Below are 14,511 nucleotides of genomic sequence, written 5' to 3' on the forward strand. Positions count from 1 at the left end.
CTCGGATCAGCTGATCATCAGCGGGCCGTCCGGCCCCTGTGGTCAGCCAGCCTGCGGGTCTCCGGGGGTGTACGTGACGTGCACCACCTGGCCGTCCTTGCCGAGGAGGCCGAGGTCCTTCCCGTTGACGTACGCGTGCACGGCCCCGCCGTTGCCGAGCACCAGCTTGATCTGCCGGGGGTCGGTGAAGGTCTGGTCCTGGCCGTTGCTGATGTTGTTCTGGAACAGCGACTTTCCGCTGCCGTCCATCGCCGAGACCCAGCTGGTGCCCTCGGCGACCAGCTTCACGGTGACCTTGTCGGCCGGGACGGCGGCGATCGCGGCGGCGCTGGGCACGGGAGCCGGCGGCTGGACGGCGGGCGTGGCGGCGGGGGCCACCGAGCCGGTCCCCGAGCCGCTGGGCAGCGGCGCGCTGGCCGAGCCGGTGGTGCCGCGCCCGCCCGTGCCGCTGACCAGGTTGAAGCCGATCAGCGCGACCACGGCGACGATCGCGGCGACCATGGCGGCCGCCCAGTTCGGCCGGCCGCGGCGGGGCACCTTGATCGGGCCGCTGTCGATCAGCTGGGTCGCCGGGCGCCTGGCGGCGGGCGGGCCGCCGTGCGCGGCGTCGTACCGGGCGACCAGCGCCTCACCGTCCAGACCGACCACCCGGGCGATCAGGCGGATGTGCCCGCGGGCGTAGAAGTCGCCGCCGCAGCGGGCGAAGTCGTCCGCCTCGACGGCATGGACGATCGGCACCCGGACCCGGGTGGCGGTACTCACCTGGTCCACCGTGAGCCCCGCGTCGATCCGGGCGGTGGACAGCACCCGGCCGATGCTCGGGGCATCGGCCGCCTGCACCACGTCGTCGGCCGGTTCGAGGGGCGGCATGGTGTTCTCGCGGTCGGAGGACTTGCCGATGGTCACGGGGCACGCCTTTCGAGCGGATGGCCACCTGCTGGGGAACAGTCTAGGGGCGTGGGCGGATCGTTTCTCAAGCGGAACGGGCCGAATGCGCACTCCCGGTCCGACCGGGGTCCGGCACCGCGCCGACGGGCCGTCAGCGCGGCCGCGCGGGGAACCCGGGGTCCGCTTTCCGCGGTGTGACGCGGTGTACGCACGTTCGGTTCCCCACGTGGCGCCTACCCCCCTCCGAACGAGTGACACCTCGCCCAGGACACGGGCCGGGCCCCGACCGGGCCCGTCCGTCAGCCCCGAAGGGTGATCAGCACCCCGTCCAGCTCGTCCGGCTTCACCAGCACGTCGCGGGCCTTGGAGCCCTCGCTCGGACCGACGATCCCGCGCGACTCCATCAGGTCCATCAGCCGGCCCGCCTTCGCGAAGCCGACCCGGAGCTTGCGCTGGAGCATCGAGGTCGAGCCGAACTGGGTGGAGACCACCAGCTCGGCCGCCTGGATCAGCAGGTCCAGGTCGTCGCCGATCTCCTCGTCGATCTCCTTCTTCGGCCCGCCCCCGACCGTCACGTCGTCCCGGTAGACGGCGGTCAGCTGGTCCTTGCAGTGCTGCACCACCCTGGCGATCTCCGCCTCGGTGACGAACGCGCCCTGCATGCGGATCGGCTTGCTGGCGCCCATCGGCAGGAAGAGCGCGTCGCCCTTGCCGATCAGCTTCTCCGCGCCGGGCTGGTCCAGGATGACCCGGGAGTCGGCCATCGCGGAGGTCGCGAAGGCCAGCCGGGACGGCACGTTGGCCTTGATCAGGCCGGTGACCACGTCCACCGAGGGCCGTTGGGTGGCGAGCACCAGGTGGATGCCGGCCGCGCGGGCCAGCTGGGTGATCCGGACCACCGAGTCCTCGACGTCGCGCGGCGCGACCATCATCAGGTCGGCCAGCTCGTCGACGATCACCAGCAGGTACGGGTACGGCGTCAGCTCGCGCTCGCTGCCGAGCGGCGGGGTGACCTTGCCGGCCCGCACCGCCGCGTTGAAGTCGTCCACGTGCCGGAAGCCGAACGCCGCGAGGTCGTCGTAGCGCATGTCCATCTCGCGCACCACCCACTGGAGGGCCTCGGCGGCCTTCTTGGGGTTGGTGATGATCGGCGTGATCAGGTGCGGGATGCCCTCGTACGCGGTCAGCTCTACCCGCTTGGGGTCGACCAGCACCATCCGCACCTCGTCCGGGGTGGCCCGGGCGAGGATCGAGGTGATCAGGCAGTTGATGCAGGAGGACTTGCCCGCGCCGGTCGCGCCGGCCACCAGGATGTGCGGCATCTTGGCGAGGTTGGCCATCACGGTGTGGCCCTCGACGTCCTTGCCCATGCCGACGACCATCGGGTGGGTGTCCTCGGCGGCCGTGCGCGAGCGCAGCAGGTCGCCGAGGTTGACCATCTCGCGGTCCCGGTTGGGGATCTCGATCCCGACCGCGGACTTTCCGGGGATCGGGCTGATGATCCGCACGTCCGGGCTGGCCACCGCGTACGCGATGTTCTTGGCGAGCGCGGTGATCCGCTCCACCTTGACGGCCGGGCCGAGCTCGACCTCGTAGCGGGTGACCGTCGGCCCCCGGGTGAAGCCGGTGACCTTGGCGTCCACCTTGAACTCGGCGAAGGTGCCGGTGAGCTGGGCGACCACCTCGTCGTTGAGGGCGCTGCGGGCCTTGGCCGGGCCGCCGCGCTCCAGCAGGTCGAGCGAGGGCAGGGCGTAGGTGACGCCCTCGCCGAACTGCAGCTGCTCCATCCGCACCGGCGCCGCGCCGTGCTCCTCGGGCGCGCCCGGGCCGCCGCTGCGGGCGGCGGGGACGGCGGCCTCCTCCGGCGGGGCGGTGCGGTCCTGCACCTGGTGCATCATGTCCGCCACCGCGGAGGAGGCGGGCACGCCGTAGACCAGGGCGCCGTCCAGGTCCGCGGCCGCGCCGGCGGCGAGGTCGCGGGTGGCGTACGGGTCCAGCGGCTCCTTGTCCAGGGAGATCCGCTCGACGTCCTCCGGCTCCTCGGCGGGCTTGCGCCGGCGGCGGCGCCGGCGGGCGGCCACCTCGTCCGAGGGGTCGTCACCGCCGGTGTCCACGGTGAACGGCAGCGCGTCGGGGTCGGCGTCCTCCGGCGGGTCGGTGGACAGCTCGCGCTCCGGCGCGCGCCCCCACCGCTCGTCCTCCGGCCCGGGCTCGACCACGCCCAGCCGTATGCCGATCCCCCGCACCCGCTCGCCGATCCGGTTGATCGGGGTGGCGGTGACCACCAGCAGGCCGAAGAAGGCCAGCAGCAGGAGCAGCGGCACGGCGAGCGCCGGCCCGGCGGCGGCCATCATCGGGGTGGACGCGGCCCAGCCGATGATTCCGCCGGCCGCCCTTATCCGGGAGGCGCCGCTGCCCATCATGGGCGCGCCGCAGCCGATGTGGACCAGGCCGAGGACGCCGACCAGCAGCGCGCTCAGCCCGATCATGATCCGTCCGTTGGCCTCCGGCAGCTCCGGGTGGCGCCAGAGCCTGATCGCCATCGCGGCCAGCAGGAACGGCACCAGCACGTCGAGCCGGCCGAACAGCCCGGACACCACGGCGGTGGCCCCCTCCCCCAGCCAGCCCTGCGGGCTGAACCAGGTGCCGGCCGCGGTCACCAGCGCGAGCGCGAACAGCAGCAGTCCCACGCCGTCCTTGCGGTGGTCCGGATGCAGGTTCTTGGCGCCGTCGCCGAAGCCCCGGAAGATCGCCGCGATCGGGCTGGCCAGGGCGTTGAGCGCGCCCATCAGCACCGATCTGGACGGCTTCGGCGGCGCGGGTGCGGCCGGCTTGGCCGCCGCCTTCTTCGCGGGAGCCGCCTTCCCGGCCGCCGCCTTCTTCGCGGGCGGCTTGCCCGGGGCCTTCGCCGCGGCCTTCCCGGACGCTCCCGGACTCGACTTGCGTGCTGCGTTCCCGGGCGTGCGAGTGGCCATGGGTCAGCAGCCTACCGGGGCCGACGACCACTGCACATGTGCCCGAGTCCGGGCGCCGGGACGTGTCGCAGACACACCGTCACCCTGACCGGGATTCACCCGGTCGCCGCACCGGACCACCCGGACGGGTGAACCCCGGCAGGGGATCAGGAACTGCCCGGACGCATCGCGTCCAGGGCCCGGCGCAGCCCGGCGAGCTTGCGCTCCAGGTGTGCCGCGGTGGCGGCCACCCCGGCGTCCTCGCCCCCGTCCAGCTGCTTGCCGAGCGCCTCCGCCTGCTCCTCGACCGCCGCCAGCCGCGCGGACAGCTCACCCAGCAGCGCCCCGCCGAGGGCCCGCTCGTCGCCGCCCTCCTCCAGCTGCAGGCGCAGCAGCGCGGCCTGCTCCTTCAGCTGGCAGTTCTTCGCGTACAGGTCGACGAAGACGGAGACCTTGGCGCGCAGCACCCACGGGTCGAAGGGCTTGGAGATGTAGTCCACCGCGCCGGCCGCGTAGCCGCGGAAGGTGTGGTGCGGGCCGTGGTTGATCGCGGTCAGGAAGATGATCGGGATGTCCCGGGTGCGCTCGCGGCGCTTGATGTGGGCGGCGGTCTCGAAGCCGTCCATCCCCGGCATCTGGACGTCCAGCAGGATCACCGCGAAGTCGTCGGTGAGCAGCGCCTTCAGTGCCTCCTCACCCGAGGCCGCACGGACCAGTGTCTGGTCCAGGGCCGAGAGGATCGCCTCCAGCGCCAGCAGGTTCTCCGGTCGGTCGTCGACCAGGAGGATCTTGGCCTTCTGCATCAGGGCTCGCCCTCCTGTCGCCTGCCTGCCGCCCGGTGCAGGCACCCGCGTACTGCCCACCGCTACCCCGGTCATGCTAGCCGCACCCCCTCGCCCGGCACATCGCCCCGTCGTGACCCGATCCGGGGCGGCGCGCAGCCAGTGCTCCGGCGCACGCTCAGCAGCGTGTCGCCATCCGGTCACTGTTCGCAACGATCGGTGACCCTACCCGGTTCCCGGGCCCGACCGCCAGCAAACCGGCCGACCGGCCGACGTGAACCCCGGGGCCCGGTCGGGGCTTCACGCCTCCCCCCGCGATCACGCGCGGTCCGCGTTCAGCCACTCGCGCATGACCGACAGCAGGTGGTCGGTCTCCACCGGCTTGGTGATGTGGTCGGTGGCACCCGCCTGCAGCGACTTCTCCCGGTCGCCCTTCATCGCCTTGGCGGTCAGCGCGATGATCGGCAGGCCCGCGAACTGGGGCATCCGGCGGATCGCCTCGGTGGTCGCGTAGCCGTCCATCTCCGGCATCATGATGTCCATCAGGACCAGCGCCACGTTCTCGTGCTGCTCCAGCATCTCGATGCCCTCGCGGCCGTTCTCGGCGTACAGGACGGTCAGGCCGTGCTGCTCCAGCACGCTGGTGAGCGCGAACACGTTGCGGACGTCGTCGTCCACGATCAGCACCTGCTGGCCGTCGAAGCGCCGGTCGCCGTTGACCGGGCGGGGCTGGAGGGGCTCCACCGTCCGCGGTCCGGCGGCGCTCTCCAGGGCGGCGCTGCGCCGGCGCTCCACCGCGCCGCGGCGGCGCTCCTCGGCCAGCTCGCGGACCTCCTGGGCCCAGTGGTCGGCCGGGTTCTCGCCGACCGGCACCGGCAGGCCCACCGGGGTCACCCCGACCGAGGCGCGCGGCGTCAGGCCGGCCGGCACGGTCGAGCGGGGGTCGCCGACGGCCTCCGGGGCCTCGGTGCGCAGCGGCAGGTAGAGCGTGAAGGTCGAGCCCTTGCCCAGTTCGCTCTCGGCGTGGATCTCGCCGCCGAGCAGCCGGGCGATCTCGCGGCTGATGGACAGGCCGAGGCCGGTGCCGCCGTACTTGCGGCTGGTGGTGCCGTCGGCCTGCTTGAACGCCTCGAAGATCTCGCGCAGCTTGTTCCCGGGGATTCCGATGCCGGTGTCGGAGACCGCGAAGGCGATCAGCTCGTCGTCCGGGCCCTGGATCGAGCCGGACTCCAGCAGCCGCTCGCGCACGTCCTGCGGGACCTCCCGGCCGGCCGGGCGGATCGAGAAGTCGACGGCTCCGGCGTCGGTGAACTTCACCGCGTTGGAGATCAGGTTGCGCAGCACCTGCTGGAGCCGCTGCTCGTCGGTGTGCAGGGTGACCGGCAGGGCGGGCGAGACCCGGACGGCGAAGTCCAGGTTCTTGTCCAGCGCGACCGGCTGGAAGGTGGCCTCGACGTAGTCGACCAGCTGGACCAGCGCGATCCGGGCCGGGCGGACGTCCATCTTGCCGGCCTCGACCTTGGACAGGTCGAGGATGTCGTTGATCAGCTGGAGCAGGTCGGAGCCGGCGCCGTGGATGGTGTCGGCGAACTCGACCTGCTTCGGCGAGAGGTTGCCCTCGTTGTTGTCGGAGAGCAGCTTGGCCAGGATCAGCAGCGAGTTGAGCGGGGTGCGCAGCTCGTGCGACATGTTGGCGAGGAACTCGCTCTTGTACCGGGAGGCCAGGGCGAGCTGCTCGGCGCGCTCCTCCAGGACCTGCCGGGCCTCTTCGATCTCGCCGTTCTTGATCTCGATGTCGCGGTTCTGCTGGGCGAGTTGCTCGGCCTTCTCCTGCAACTCCTCGTTGGTGCGCTCCAGTTCCTCCTGGCGGGCCTCCAACTCGGCGGACCGCATCGAGAGTTCGGCGGTGAGGCGCTGGGACTCCAGCAGCAGGCCCTCGGTCTTGGTGTTGACGCTGATGGTGTTGACCGTGACGCCGATGAGGTCCGCGATCTGGTTCAGGAAGTCCAGCGCGACGGTGGTGAAGGAGCTGAAGGTGGCCAGTTCGATCACGCCCAGCAGCCGGCCCTCGAACAGCACCGGCAGCACCACGATGTGGGCCGGGGAGGCCTCGCCGAGCCCGGAGGCGATCTTCAGGTACCCGGGCGGCGCCTCCTTGAGGATGATCGCCCGCTTCTCCACCGCGGCCTGGCCGATCAGCGACTCGCCGGGGCGGAAGGTGGTCGGCATCGCCCGCCGCTGGTAGCCGTAGCTGCCGATCAGGCGCAGCACGGTGTCGTTCTCGTCGTCGTCCTCGGTGATCAGCTCGGCGGTGCGGCCGGCCGGCTGGGCGAGGAAGAAGGCTCCGTGCTGGGCGGAGACCACCGGGGTCAGCTCGGTCATGATCAGCGAGGCGACCGCCTCCAGGTCCCGGCGGCCCTGGAGCAGGCCGGAGATCCGGGCCAGGTTGGTCTTGAGCCAGTCCTGCTCCTGGTTGGTGCGGGTGGTCTCGCGCAGGTTGGCGATCATCTGGTTGATGTTGTCCTTGAGCTCGTCGAGCTCGCCCGCGGCGTCCACGTCGATCCGCAGGCTCAGGTCGCCCCTGGTGACCGCGGTGGCGACCTGGGCGATCGCGCGCACCTGCCGGGTCAGGTTGTTGGCCAGCTCGTTCACCGACTCGGTGAGGTCCTGCCAGGTGCCGTCCACGCCGGGCACCCGGGCCTGGCCGCCGAGCCGCCCGTCGGTGCCCACCTCGCGGGCCACCCGGGTCACCTCGTCGGCGAAGGCCGACAGCTGGTCGACCATGGTGTTGATGTTGGTCTTGAGCTGGAGGATCTCGCCGCGCGCGTCGACGTCGATCTTCTGCGAGAGGTCGCCGCGGGCCACCGCGGTGATCACCAGCGCGATGTTCCGCACCTGGCCGGTGAGGTTGTTGGCCATCTGGTTGACGTTGTCGGTCAGGTCCTTCCAGATGCCGGCCACGCCCGGCACGCTGGCCTGGCCGCCCAGGGTGCCGTCGGTACCGACCTCGCGGGCCACCCGGGTGACCTCCACCGCGAAGGAGGACAGCTGGTCGACCATGGTGTTGAGGGTCGCGGCGAGCGCCGCCACCTCGCCCTGGGCGTCGATGGCGATCTTCTTGGAGAGGTCGCCGCGGGCCACCGCACCGGCGACCTCGGCGATGTTGCGCACCTGTCCGGTCAGGTTCGACGCCATGAAGTTGACGTTGTCGGTCAGGTCCTTCCAGATGCCCGACACCCCTCGCACCCGGGCCTGACCGCCCAGGATGCCCTCGGTGCCCACCTCGCGGGCCACCCGGGTCACCTCGTCGGCGAACGCCGACAGCTGGTCCACCATCGTGTTGACGGTCGTCACCAGCTCCAGGATCTCGCCCCGGGCGTCGACGGTGATCTTCTTGGAGACGTCGCCGCGCGCGACCGCGGTGGTCACCTCGGCGATGTTCCGGACCTGGCTGGTCAGGTTGTTGGCCATCAGGTTGACGGAGTTGGTCAGGTCCTTCCAGATCCCGGCCACGCCGGGCACGCTGGCCTGGCCGCCGAGGATGCCCTCGGTGCCCACGTCCCGGGCGACCCGGGTCACCTCGTCCGCGAAGGCGCCCAGCTGGTCCACCATCGTGTTGATGGTGTTCTTCAGCTCCAGGATCTCCCCGCGCGCGTCCACCTGGATCTTCTGCGACAGGTCGCCCTTGGCGACCGCGGTCGTCACCTGGGCGATGTTGCGCACCTGATCGGTGAGGTTGTTCGCCATGAAGTTGACGTTGTCGGTCAGGTCCCGCCAGACCCCGGCCGCCCAGGGCACCTGCGCCTGACCGCCGAGCCGTCCCTCGGTGCCCACCTGACGGGCCACCCGGGTCACCTGCTCGGCGAAGCCGGAGAGCTGGTCGACCATCGTGTTGATGGTGTTCTTCAGCTCCAGCATCTCGCCGCGCGCGTCCACCTCGATCTTCTGCGACAGGTCGCCCTTGGCGACCGCGGTCGTCACCTGGGCGATGTTGCGCACCTGGCCGGTCAGGTTGTTCGCCATGAAGTTCACCGAGTCGGTCAGGTCCCGCCAGACCCCGGCCACGCCCGGCACCTGGGCCTGCCCGCCGAGCCGGCCCTCCGTCCCCACGTCCCGGGCCACCGTGGTGACCTGGGCGGCGAACCCGTTCAGCTGGTCGACCATCGTGTTGACGGTGTTCTTCAGCTCCAGCATCTCGCCGGCCACCTCGACGGTGACCTTGCGGGACAGATCGCCCTTGGCCACCGCCGTGGTCACCTGGGCGATGTTGCGCACCTGGGCGGTCAGCCGGCCCGCCATGGTGTTGACCGAGTCCGCCAGGTCCTTCCAACTGCCGGACACGCTGCGGACCTTGGCCTGGCCGCCGAGCTTGCCCTCGGTACCGACCTCGCGGGCCACCCGGGTCACCTCGTCGGTGAACTCGGAGAGCTGGTCCACCAGCCCGTTGACGGTCCGCCCGATCTTCAGGTACTCGCCGCGCAGCGGGTGGCTCACCCCGTTGCTGTGCAGCGAGCGCAGCTCCATCTTCTGGTCCAGGTCGCCCTCGGCGATCGAGGTGAGCACCCGGCCCACCTCGGCCATCGGGCGGGCCAGGTCGTCGATCAGCGCGTTGCAGTTGTCGACCGCCGCCATCCAGGCGCCCTCGCCCGCGCCGGTCTCCAGCCGCTCGTTCAGCCGGCCCTCGCGGCCCACCGCGCGCCGGACCCTCGCCAGTTCACCGGTCAGGTGCTGGTTGCGCTCGGCGACCTCGTTGAACACCGCGGCGATCTCGGCCAGCGGCCCGTCCCCCGGGACGGTCAGCCGGCGGCGGAAGTTGCCGTCCCTCATCGCGGTCAGCGCCGACAGCAGCTTGCGCAGCTCGGCGGGCTCCGCGCCACGATTGTGGCCCGGCGCCCGTCGGCCGGCCGCGTTCCGCGGCACGGCCCCGGGGCGTCCACCGCGCGCAGTGGGCGGCGTCGTTCCGGTTGCGTCCTTGGTGGCCGAACTCAACGGGCCCCTCCCACATCGTGAACTGTCCGGTGACCGACCGTGCCGGTGCGGCACGCACCCGGGCACCGGCCCGGCTGGGCTGCGTGCCGACGGTCCGCGACGCGCCGGCACCCACACGACCGTACTGCTCGCACCGGCCGTCGCGGACCCCCCAGTCTGGCAGCACCGGCACCGGGTGCACGGCCGGTTGCGCTCGGTTCGTACCGCACCGTCCGAAACAGGTGGGCAGAATCACCCTCAGGTGCCTGTTTCGACTCCCCGTCCCCACGGGGAACCAAGCGGAAAGTAGGGTGGAGCGCTGCACCGGGCCACGACCCGACCCAGCGCCGCCGCTCACCCCGACGGCGCGCACGGGGATTCGGCGCCGCACCCCGGACAGCCAGGGCAAGAGCAGCAGAGGAGAAGTGGCAACGTGGTCACCGCGCGCGCAGCCGCCACCTTCGATCCCGACGGCCGGTCCGCGGCCGCCGCACGGGGGTTCGTCCGGGACGCGCTGCTCGGCTGGGGCCTGCCCGAGGTCGTCGACGACGCGGTCGTGCTGGTCAGCGAGCTCGTCACCAACGCCGTCGTGCACGCCGGCACCGCCGCGGAGGTCTGCTGCCTGCGCGAGGAGGAGAGCGTCCGGATCGAGGTCACCGACCACCACCCCGAGCGCGGCCTGCCCTCGCTCGGCGACGGTCCGGTCACCGGCTCCGACCGCTACGCCGACCCGGACGGCGAGGGCGGTCGCGGCCTGCTGATGTGCTCCGCCCTCTCGGAGCGGTGGGGCGTCGAGTACGCGGCCGGCCGCAAGACCGTCTGGTTCCGCCTCGCACTGCCCGTACACGTGTCCGGGACCCGCTACGCCGTTCCCGCGACCCCCGGCAGCGATCTGCCCAGCGGCCCCGGCCCGGTGCGCGTCGCCGTCGTCCAGCTCGACGAGGACGGCCGGGTGCTGGCCTGGAACCCGGACGCCGAGGCGCTCTTCCAGTACCCCGCCGCGACCGTCCTCGGCCGCGCCTGGGCCGACCTCGCGGTCTGGCCCAAGTCCCCCGCCCGCGGCCTCGGCCTGACCGACACCCTGCGGATGGCCCGCTGGGAGGGCGGCTACGGCATCCGACGCCAGGACGGCCAGGAGGTCGAGGTGTACGGCGTCCAGGTCCGGCTGCGCGACACCGAGGGCGTCCCCTCCACCCTCTGCCTGCTGGTCCTCGAACCCGACCGCGCGGTGCTGCGCTCCCCCGCCCGGGCCCTGCCCGGCGAGCGCCCCGACCCGGCCGGCCCCCGGCTCGACCTGCTGGCCGGCCCGGTCGCCACCGACGACCTCGACACCCTGCTCCAGCGCACCGTCGAACGCGCCCGCGACCTGCTCGACGGCGACGCCGCGTACCTGCTGCTCACCACCGACGACGAGGCCGAGTTCGAGGTCCGCGCCGCCACCGGCCTCACCTCCGGACACCGCAGGCACACCCGCTTCCCGGTCGGCACCGGCAACCGCTACGACTCCGCCCGGCTGCCCTCCGTCCACGAGGACCTCTCCGCCCGGCCCACCGGCCTGCCACTGCTCTCCGACAGCGGCATGCGCTCCCTGATCACCGTCCCGCTCAAGGTCGAGGGCCGGCTGATCGGTTCGCTGGGCATCGCCGCCGCCGTGCCCGGCCGCTACGACAACGAGGACGCGCTGCGCCTGCAGTTCGCCGCCGACCGGGTCGCCCTCGCCGTCGAGAGCACCCGGCTGACCGAGCTCGAACAGCTGCGCCGCGGCTCGCTCTCCTTCCTGGTCGAGGCCTCCGACCTGCTGGCCGGCACCCTCGAACACGAGCAGACCCTCGCGCTGATGGCCCAGATGGCCGTCCCCACCCTCGCCTCCTGGTGTGCCGTCTACACCACCGCCGACCGCTCCTCACCGGCCAGGCTCGCCTTCGTCCTGCACGAGGACGAGGACCGCATCGACCCGCTGCGCGACCTGCTCGACAAGACGCCCGTACCGGAGGCCGGCCCCGCCCACGGCGTCCGGTTCTGGACGGCCCTCGCCGAGTCCGCCGAGGCGGGCGGCCTCGCCGACGGCCCGGAGCTCGCCGGCCTGCTCGGCGAGACCGTCGTCCTCGCACTGACCGCCCGCAACCGCGTCATCGGCCTGCTGGTGCTCGGGGTCCCGGCCAGCGTCGGATTCCGCCAGGAGATCCTCGAACTCGCCGAGGACCTCTCCCGCCGGGCCGCCCTCGCCCTGGACAACTCCCGCCTCTACTCCGAGCGCACCGCCACCAGCCAGGCCCTCCAGCGCAGCCTGCTCCCGCCGGACCTGCCGGAGATCCCCGGCGTCGAGGTGGACGTCTACTACCAGGCGGCCGGCGAGGGCAACGAGGTCGGCGGCGACTTCTACGACCTGTTCACCATCCGCGAGGGCACCTACGGCTTCGCCATCGGCGACGTCTGCGGCACCGGCCCCGAGGCCGCCTCGGTCACCGGCCTGGCCCGGCACTCGCTGCGGCTCCTCGCCCGCGAGGGCCTGGACGCCCCGCAGGTGCTGCGCCGGCTCAACGCGGCCATCCTGGACGAGGGTTCGCGCAGCCGCTTCCTCACCCTGCTCTACGGCGAGCTGACGCCCCGCCCGGACGGCAGCACCGAGCTCTCCCTGGTCTGCGCCGGCCACCCGCTGCCGCTGCGGCTGCGCACCGACGGCCAGGTCGACCGGGCCGCCACCCCGCAGCCGCTGCTCGGCGTCATGGACGACCTCGACCTCACCGCCGAGCACCTGGTGCTCGCCCCCGGCGAGGTCCTGCTCTGTGTCACCGACGGGGTCACCGAACGCCGCGAGGGCCGGCGGATGCTGGGCGACGACGGCCTCGCCGAGGTACTCACCGGCTGTACCGGCCTGACCGCCGGGGCGGTCGCGGCGAGGGTGCAGCGTGCGGTCGAACGCTTCGCCCCGGAGCCGCCGTCCGACGACATGGCGATCCTGACCCTCCGGGTGCCCACCCAGCGCAAGACCTGAGCGTCCGGCGGCCGGCGCGTGCCGGCGAGTGCCGGCGAGTGCCGGCGCGGCGTCGGTGCCGTGCCGGGCCGTGCTGACGCCGTGCTGACGCAGTCACAAATTGTTATATTCACAAGGGTACAAGCGAAACGGGGTCGGGTAGACCGATCTCACCGGAGATTCCCTCCGGCGGGGGCACGACCAGCGGCTCTCCGCTGGCCCACCACTTCCGATGGCCCCTCACTTCCGACCGCGGCCCGCGCACACTCACAACAGTGCGCCTTCGGCGCGGTCGCGCGCATCCACTCATCGAGACGACACCACAGCGTCACTGCGCCCTGCGCGCGCCCAGAGTGAAAGGAGCCTCCGGTGAGCAACGACGCTTCCGGGGCAACGAACGCCCGCTCCACCGGAGCCGACGCGGGTAACCTCGGCTACCTCGCGCTCGGTCTCACACTGCTCGCCTACGGCCTGCTCTCCACCGGCATCCTGCACGGAGCCGGAGCCGGGAACGCGGCCCACCTCGCCCATATCCTCGGCGGCGTCACCCTCTTCATCGCGGGCCTCTGGCAACTCCGCGGCGGCGAGGGCTTCACCGGAACCGCCTTCACCACCCTCGGCGCCTTCTGGGCGACCTGGTCAACGGCCGCTGGGGCGGGCAAGAACGCCGCCGGACTCTTCCTGCTGCTGTGGGCCCTGCTCGCCCTCACCCTCACCGCCGCGAGCTGGGGTTCGGGCCTGCTCGGCCGCGCCGTCTACGGCCTGCTGACGGTCTCCCTGCTGCTCTCCGCCATCGCCACCTTCGGCGGCTACGGCGGCCTGGCCAAGGTCGCCGGCTGGATCGCGGCCGTCTCCGGGCTCGCCGCCTGGTACTGGGCCACCTCCGCACTGAGCAACGGCTCCTGGGGAAAGATCGCCCTGCCGGTCAAGTAGCCGACCGGGAACGACCTCGGTCAGCCCACCTGCTCCAACTGCTCCTCGGCGGTGCCGCGGGGCCGGACCTCCGTCCCGGCGGAGGCCCGGCCCCGCCGGCGTGCCGCCAGCGCCAGCACGGCGTAGGCGAGGAGCAGGATCACCACCGCCACGATGCCGTCCAACCAGAAGTGGTTCGCCGTCACCACCACCACGGCCACCGTCAGCACCGGATGCAGCACCATCACCCATCGCAGTGAACTGCGCGACACCCGGATCGCCGCGACCGCCGCCAGCACGCACCAGGCGACGTGCACCGAGGGCATCGCCGACAGCTGATCGGCCACCACCACACCGCCGACCGCGCCGCCGTAGACCGACTGCCCGTACTGGGCGGCCACGTCGACGAAACCGCTCTCCGGCAGCATCCGCGGCGGCGCCACCGGGATGAACTGCACCAGCAGGCAGACCGCGGTCGTGATCACCACCGTGTTGCGCACCCACGCGTAGCGCTCGCGGTGCCGCACGAACACCCAGAGCAGCACACCCAGCATCACCGCGAAGTGCATGGCCGCGTAGTAGTAGTTCGCCAGCCTCACCAGCACCGGGTACGGCGTGACCGCCCGCTGCCAGGACGCCTCGTCCGGCAGCCCGACCACCTGCTCGGTGTGGTGGATCCAGCTCGCGCGGTCCAGCGCGTGGTCCGTACTCATCACCGAGAGGTGCCCGACCAGCTGCCAGAGCGCGAACAGCGCCAGCAGCGTGCCGGCCTCCCGCAACAGCGCGGACAGCGCCGGCTTCCGGCCCCTCGCCGCGGCGTAAGCGCCCGCGTGGAGGCCGATGGCGGCGGCCCCGGCGGACTGCCAGGTCAGGGTCAGGTTCTGCATTGGCAGAGGGTAACGCAAAAAGCCCCTTCCCGGTTGGGAAGGGGCTTTTCGGAATAATTGTTCGGCGGCGTCCTACTCTCCCACAGGGTCCCCCCTGCAGTACCATCGGCGCTGTAAGGCTTAGCTTCCGGGTTCGGAATGTAACC

7 protein-coding genes and 1 rRNA gene are annotated in these 14,511 nt (G+C 72.2%); 2 read left to right on the forward strand and 6 right to left on the reverse strand.

Going from position 1 to position 14,511, the window contains the following annotated elements; all coding sequences use genetic code 11:
* Positions 1-42: 42 nt before the first annotated feature.
* The 4 genes from ACGFSC_RS39175 to ACGFSC_RS39190 form a co-directional block, all read right to left on the reverse strand.
* Positions 43-906, reverse strand: a complete 864-nt coding sequence (locus ACGFSC_RS39175) for a helix-turn-helix domain-containing protein (RefSeq protein ID WP_380352583.1) — start codon at positions 904-906, stop codon at positions 43-45.
* Between the two features lie 281 nt (positions 907-1,187).
* The gene (locus ACGFSC_RS39180; protein ID WP_359913899.1) at positions 1,188-3,863 is read right to left on the reverse strand and encodes a DNA translocase FtsK; all 2,676 of its coding nucleotides are present in this window, start codon (positions 3,861-3,863) and stop codon (positions 1,188-1,190) included.
* 146 nt (positions 3,864-4,009) lie between these two features.
* Positions 4,010-4,648 carry a response regulator gene (locus ACGFSC_RS39185; protein ID WP_359913916.1) on the reverse strand — a complete coding sequence of 213 codons (639 nt, stop codon included), beginning with the start codon at positions 4,646-4,648 and terminating at the stop codon, positions 4,010-4,012.
* 294 nt (positions 4,649-4,942) lie between these two features.
* Positions 4,943-9,544, reverse strand: coding sequence for a HAMP domain-containing protein (locus ACGFSC_RS39190; RefSeq protein WP_380352581.1), 4,602 nt, complete (start codon positions 9,542-9,544; stop codon positions 4,943-4,945).
* Positions 9,545-10,025: 481 nt separating this feature from the next.
* Here ACGFSC_RS39190 and ACGFSC_RS39195 point away from each other — a divergent pair, with 481 nt between their 5' ends.
* Together ACGFSC_RS39195 and ACGFSC_RS39200 are read left to right on the forward strand one after the other, a co-directional pair.
* The gene (locus ACGFSC_RS39195) at positions 10,026-12,587 is read left to right on the forward strand and encodes a SpoIIE family protein phosphatase (protein ID WP_359913902.1); all 2,562 of its coding nucleotides are present in this window, start codon (positions 10,026-10,028) and stop codon (positions 12,585-12,587) included.
* A 348-nt stretch (positions 12,588-12,935) separates the two neighbouring features.
* Positions 12,936-13,499, forward strand: coding sequence for a GPR1/FUN34/YaaH family transporter (locus ACGFSC_RS39200; RefSeq protein WP_359913905.1), 564 nt, complete (start codon positions 12,936-12,938; stop codon positions 13,497-13,499).
* A gap of 20 nt (positions 13,500-13,519) precedes the next feature.
* Here the strand turns inward: ACGFSC_RS39200 and ACGFSC_RS39205 are convergent, their stop codons facing one another.
* Both ACGFSC_RS39205 and rrf read right to left on the reverse strand, forming a co-directional pair.
* The gene (locus ACGFSC_RS39205) at positions 13,520-14,365 is read right to left on the reverse strand and encodes a phosphatase PAP2 family protein (protein WP_359913908.1); all 846 of its coding nucleotides are present in this window, start codon (positions 14,363-14,365) and stop codon (positions 13,520-13,522) included.
* A gap of 59 nt (positions 14,366-14,424) precedes the next feature.
* Positions 14,425-14,511, reverse strand: a 5S ribosomal RNA gene (rrf, locus tag ACGFSC_RS39210); the annotation flags it as partial.

The organism is Kitasatospora sp. NPDC048715 (assembly GCF_043198905.1).
GTDB lineage: Bacteria > Actinomycetota > Actinomycetes > Streptomycetales > Streptomycetaceae > Kitasatospora > Kitasatospora lactacystinica.

What these genes read in the sequence shown, in the direction of transcription:
- ACGFSC_RS39180 (WP_359913899.1), bottom strand. Translation starts at nt 3,863, where the DNA reads ATGGCCACTCGCACGCCCGGGAACGCAGCACGCAAGTCGAGTCCGGGA.
- ACGFSC_RS39205 (WP_359913908.1), bottom strand. Translation starts at nt 14,365, where the DNA reads ATGCAGAACCTGACCCTGACCTGGCAGTCCGCCGGGGCCGCCGCCATC.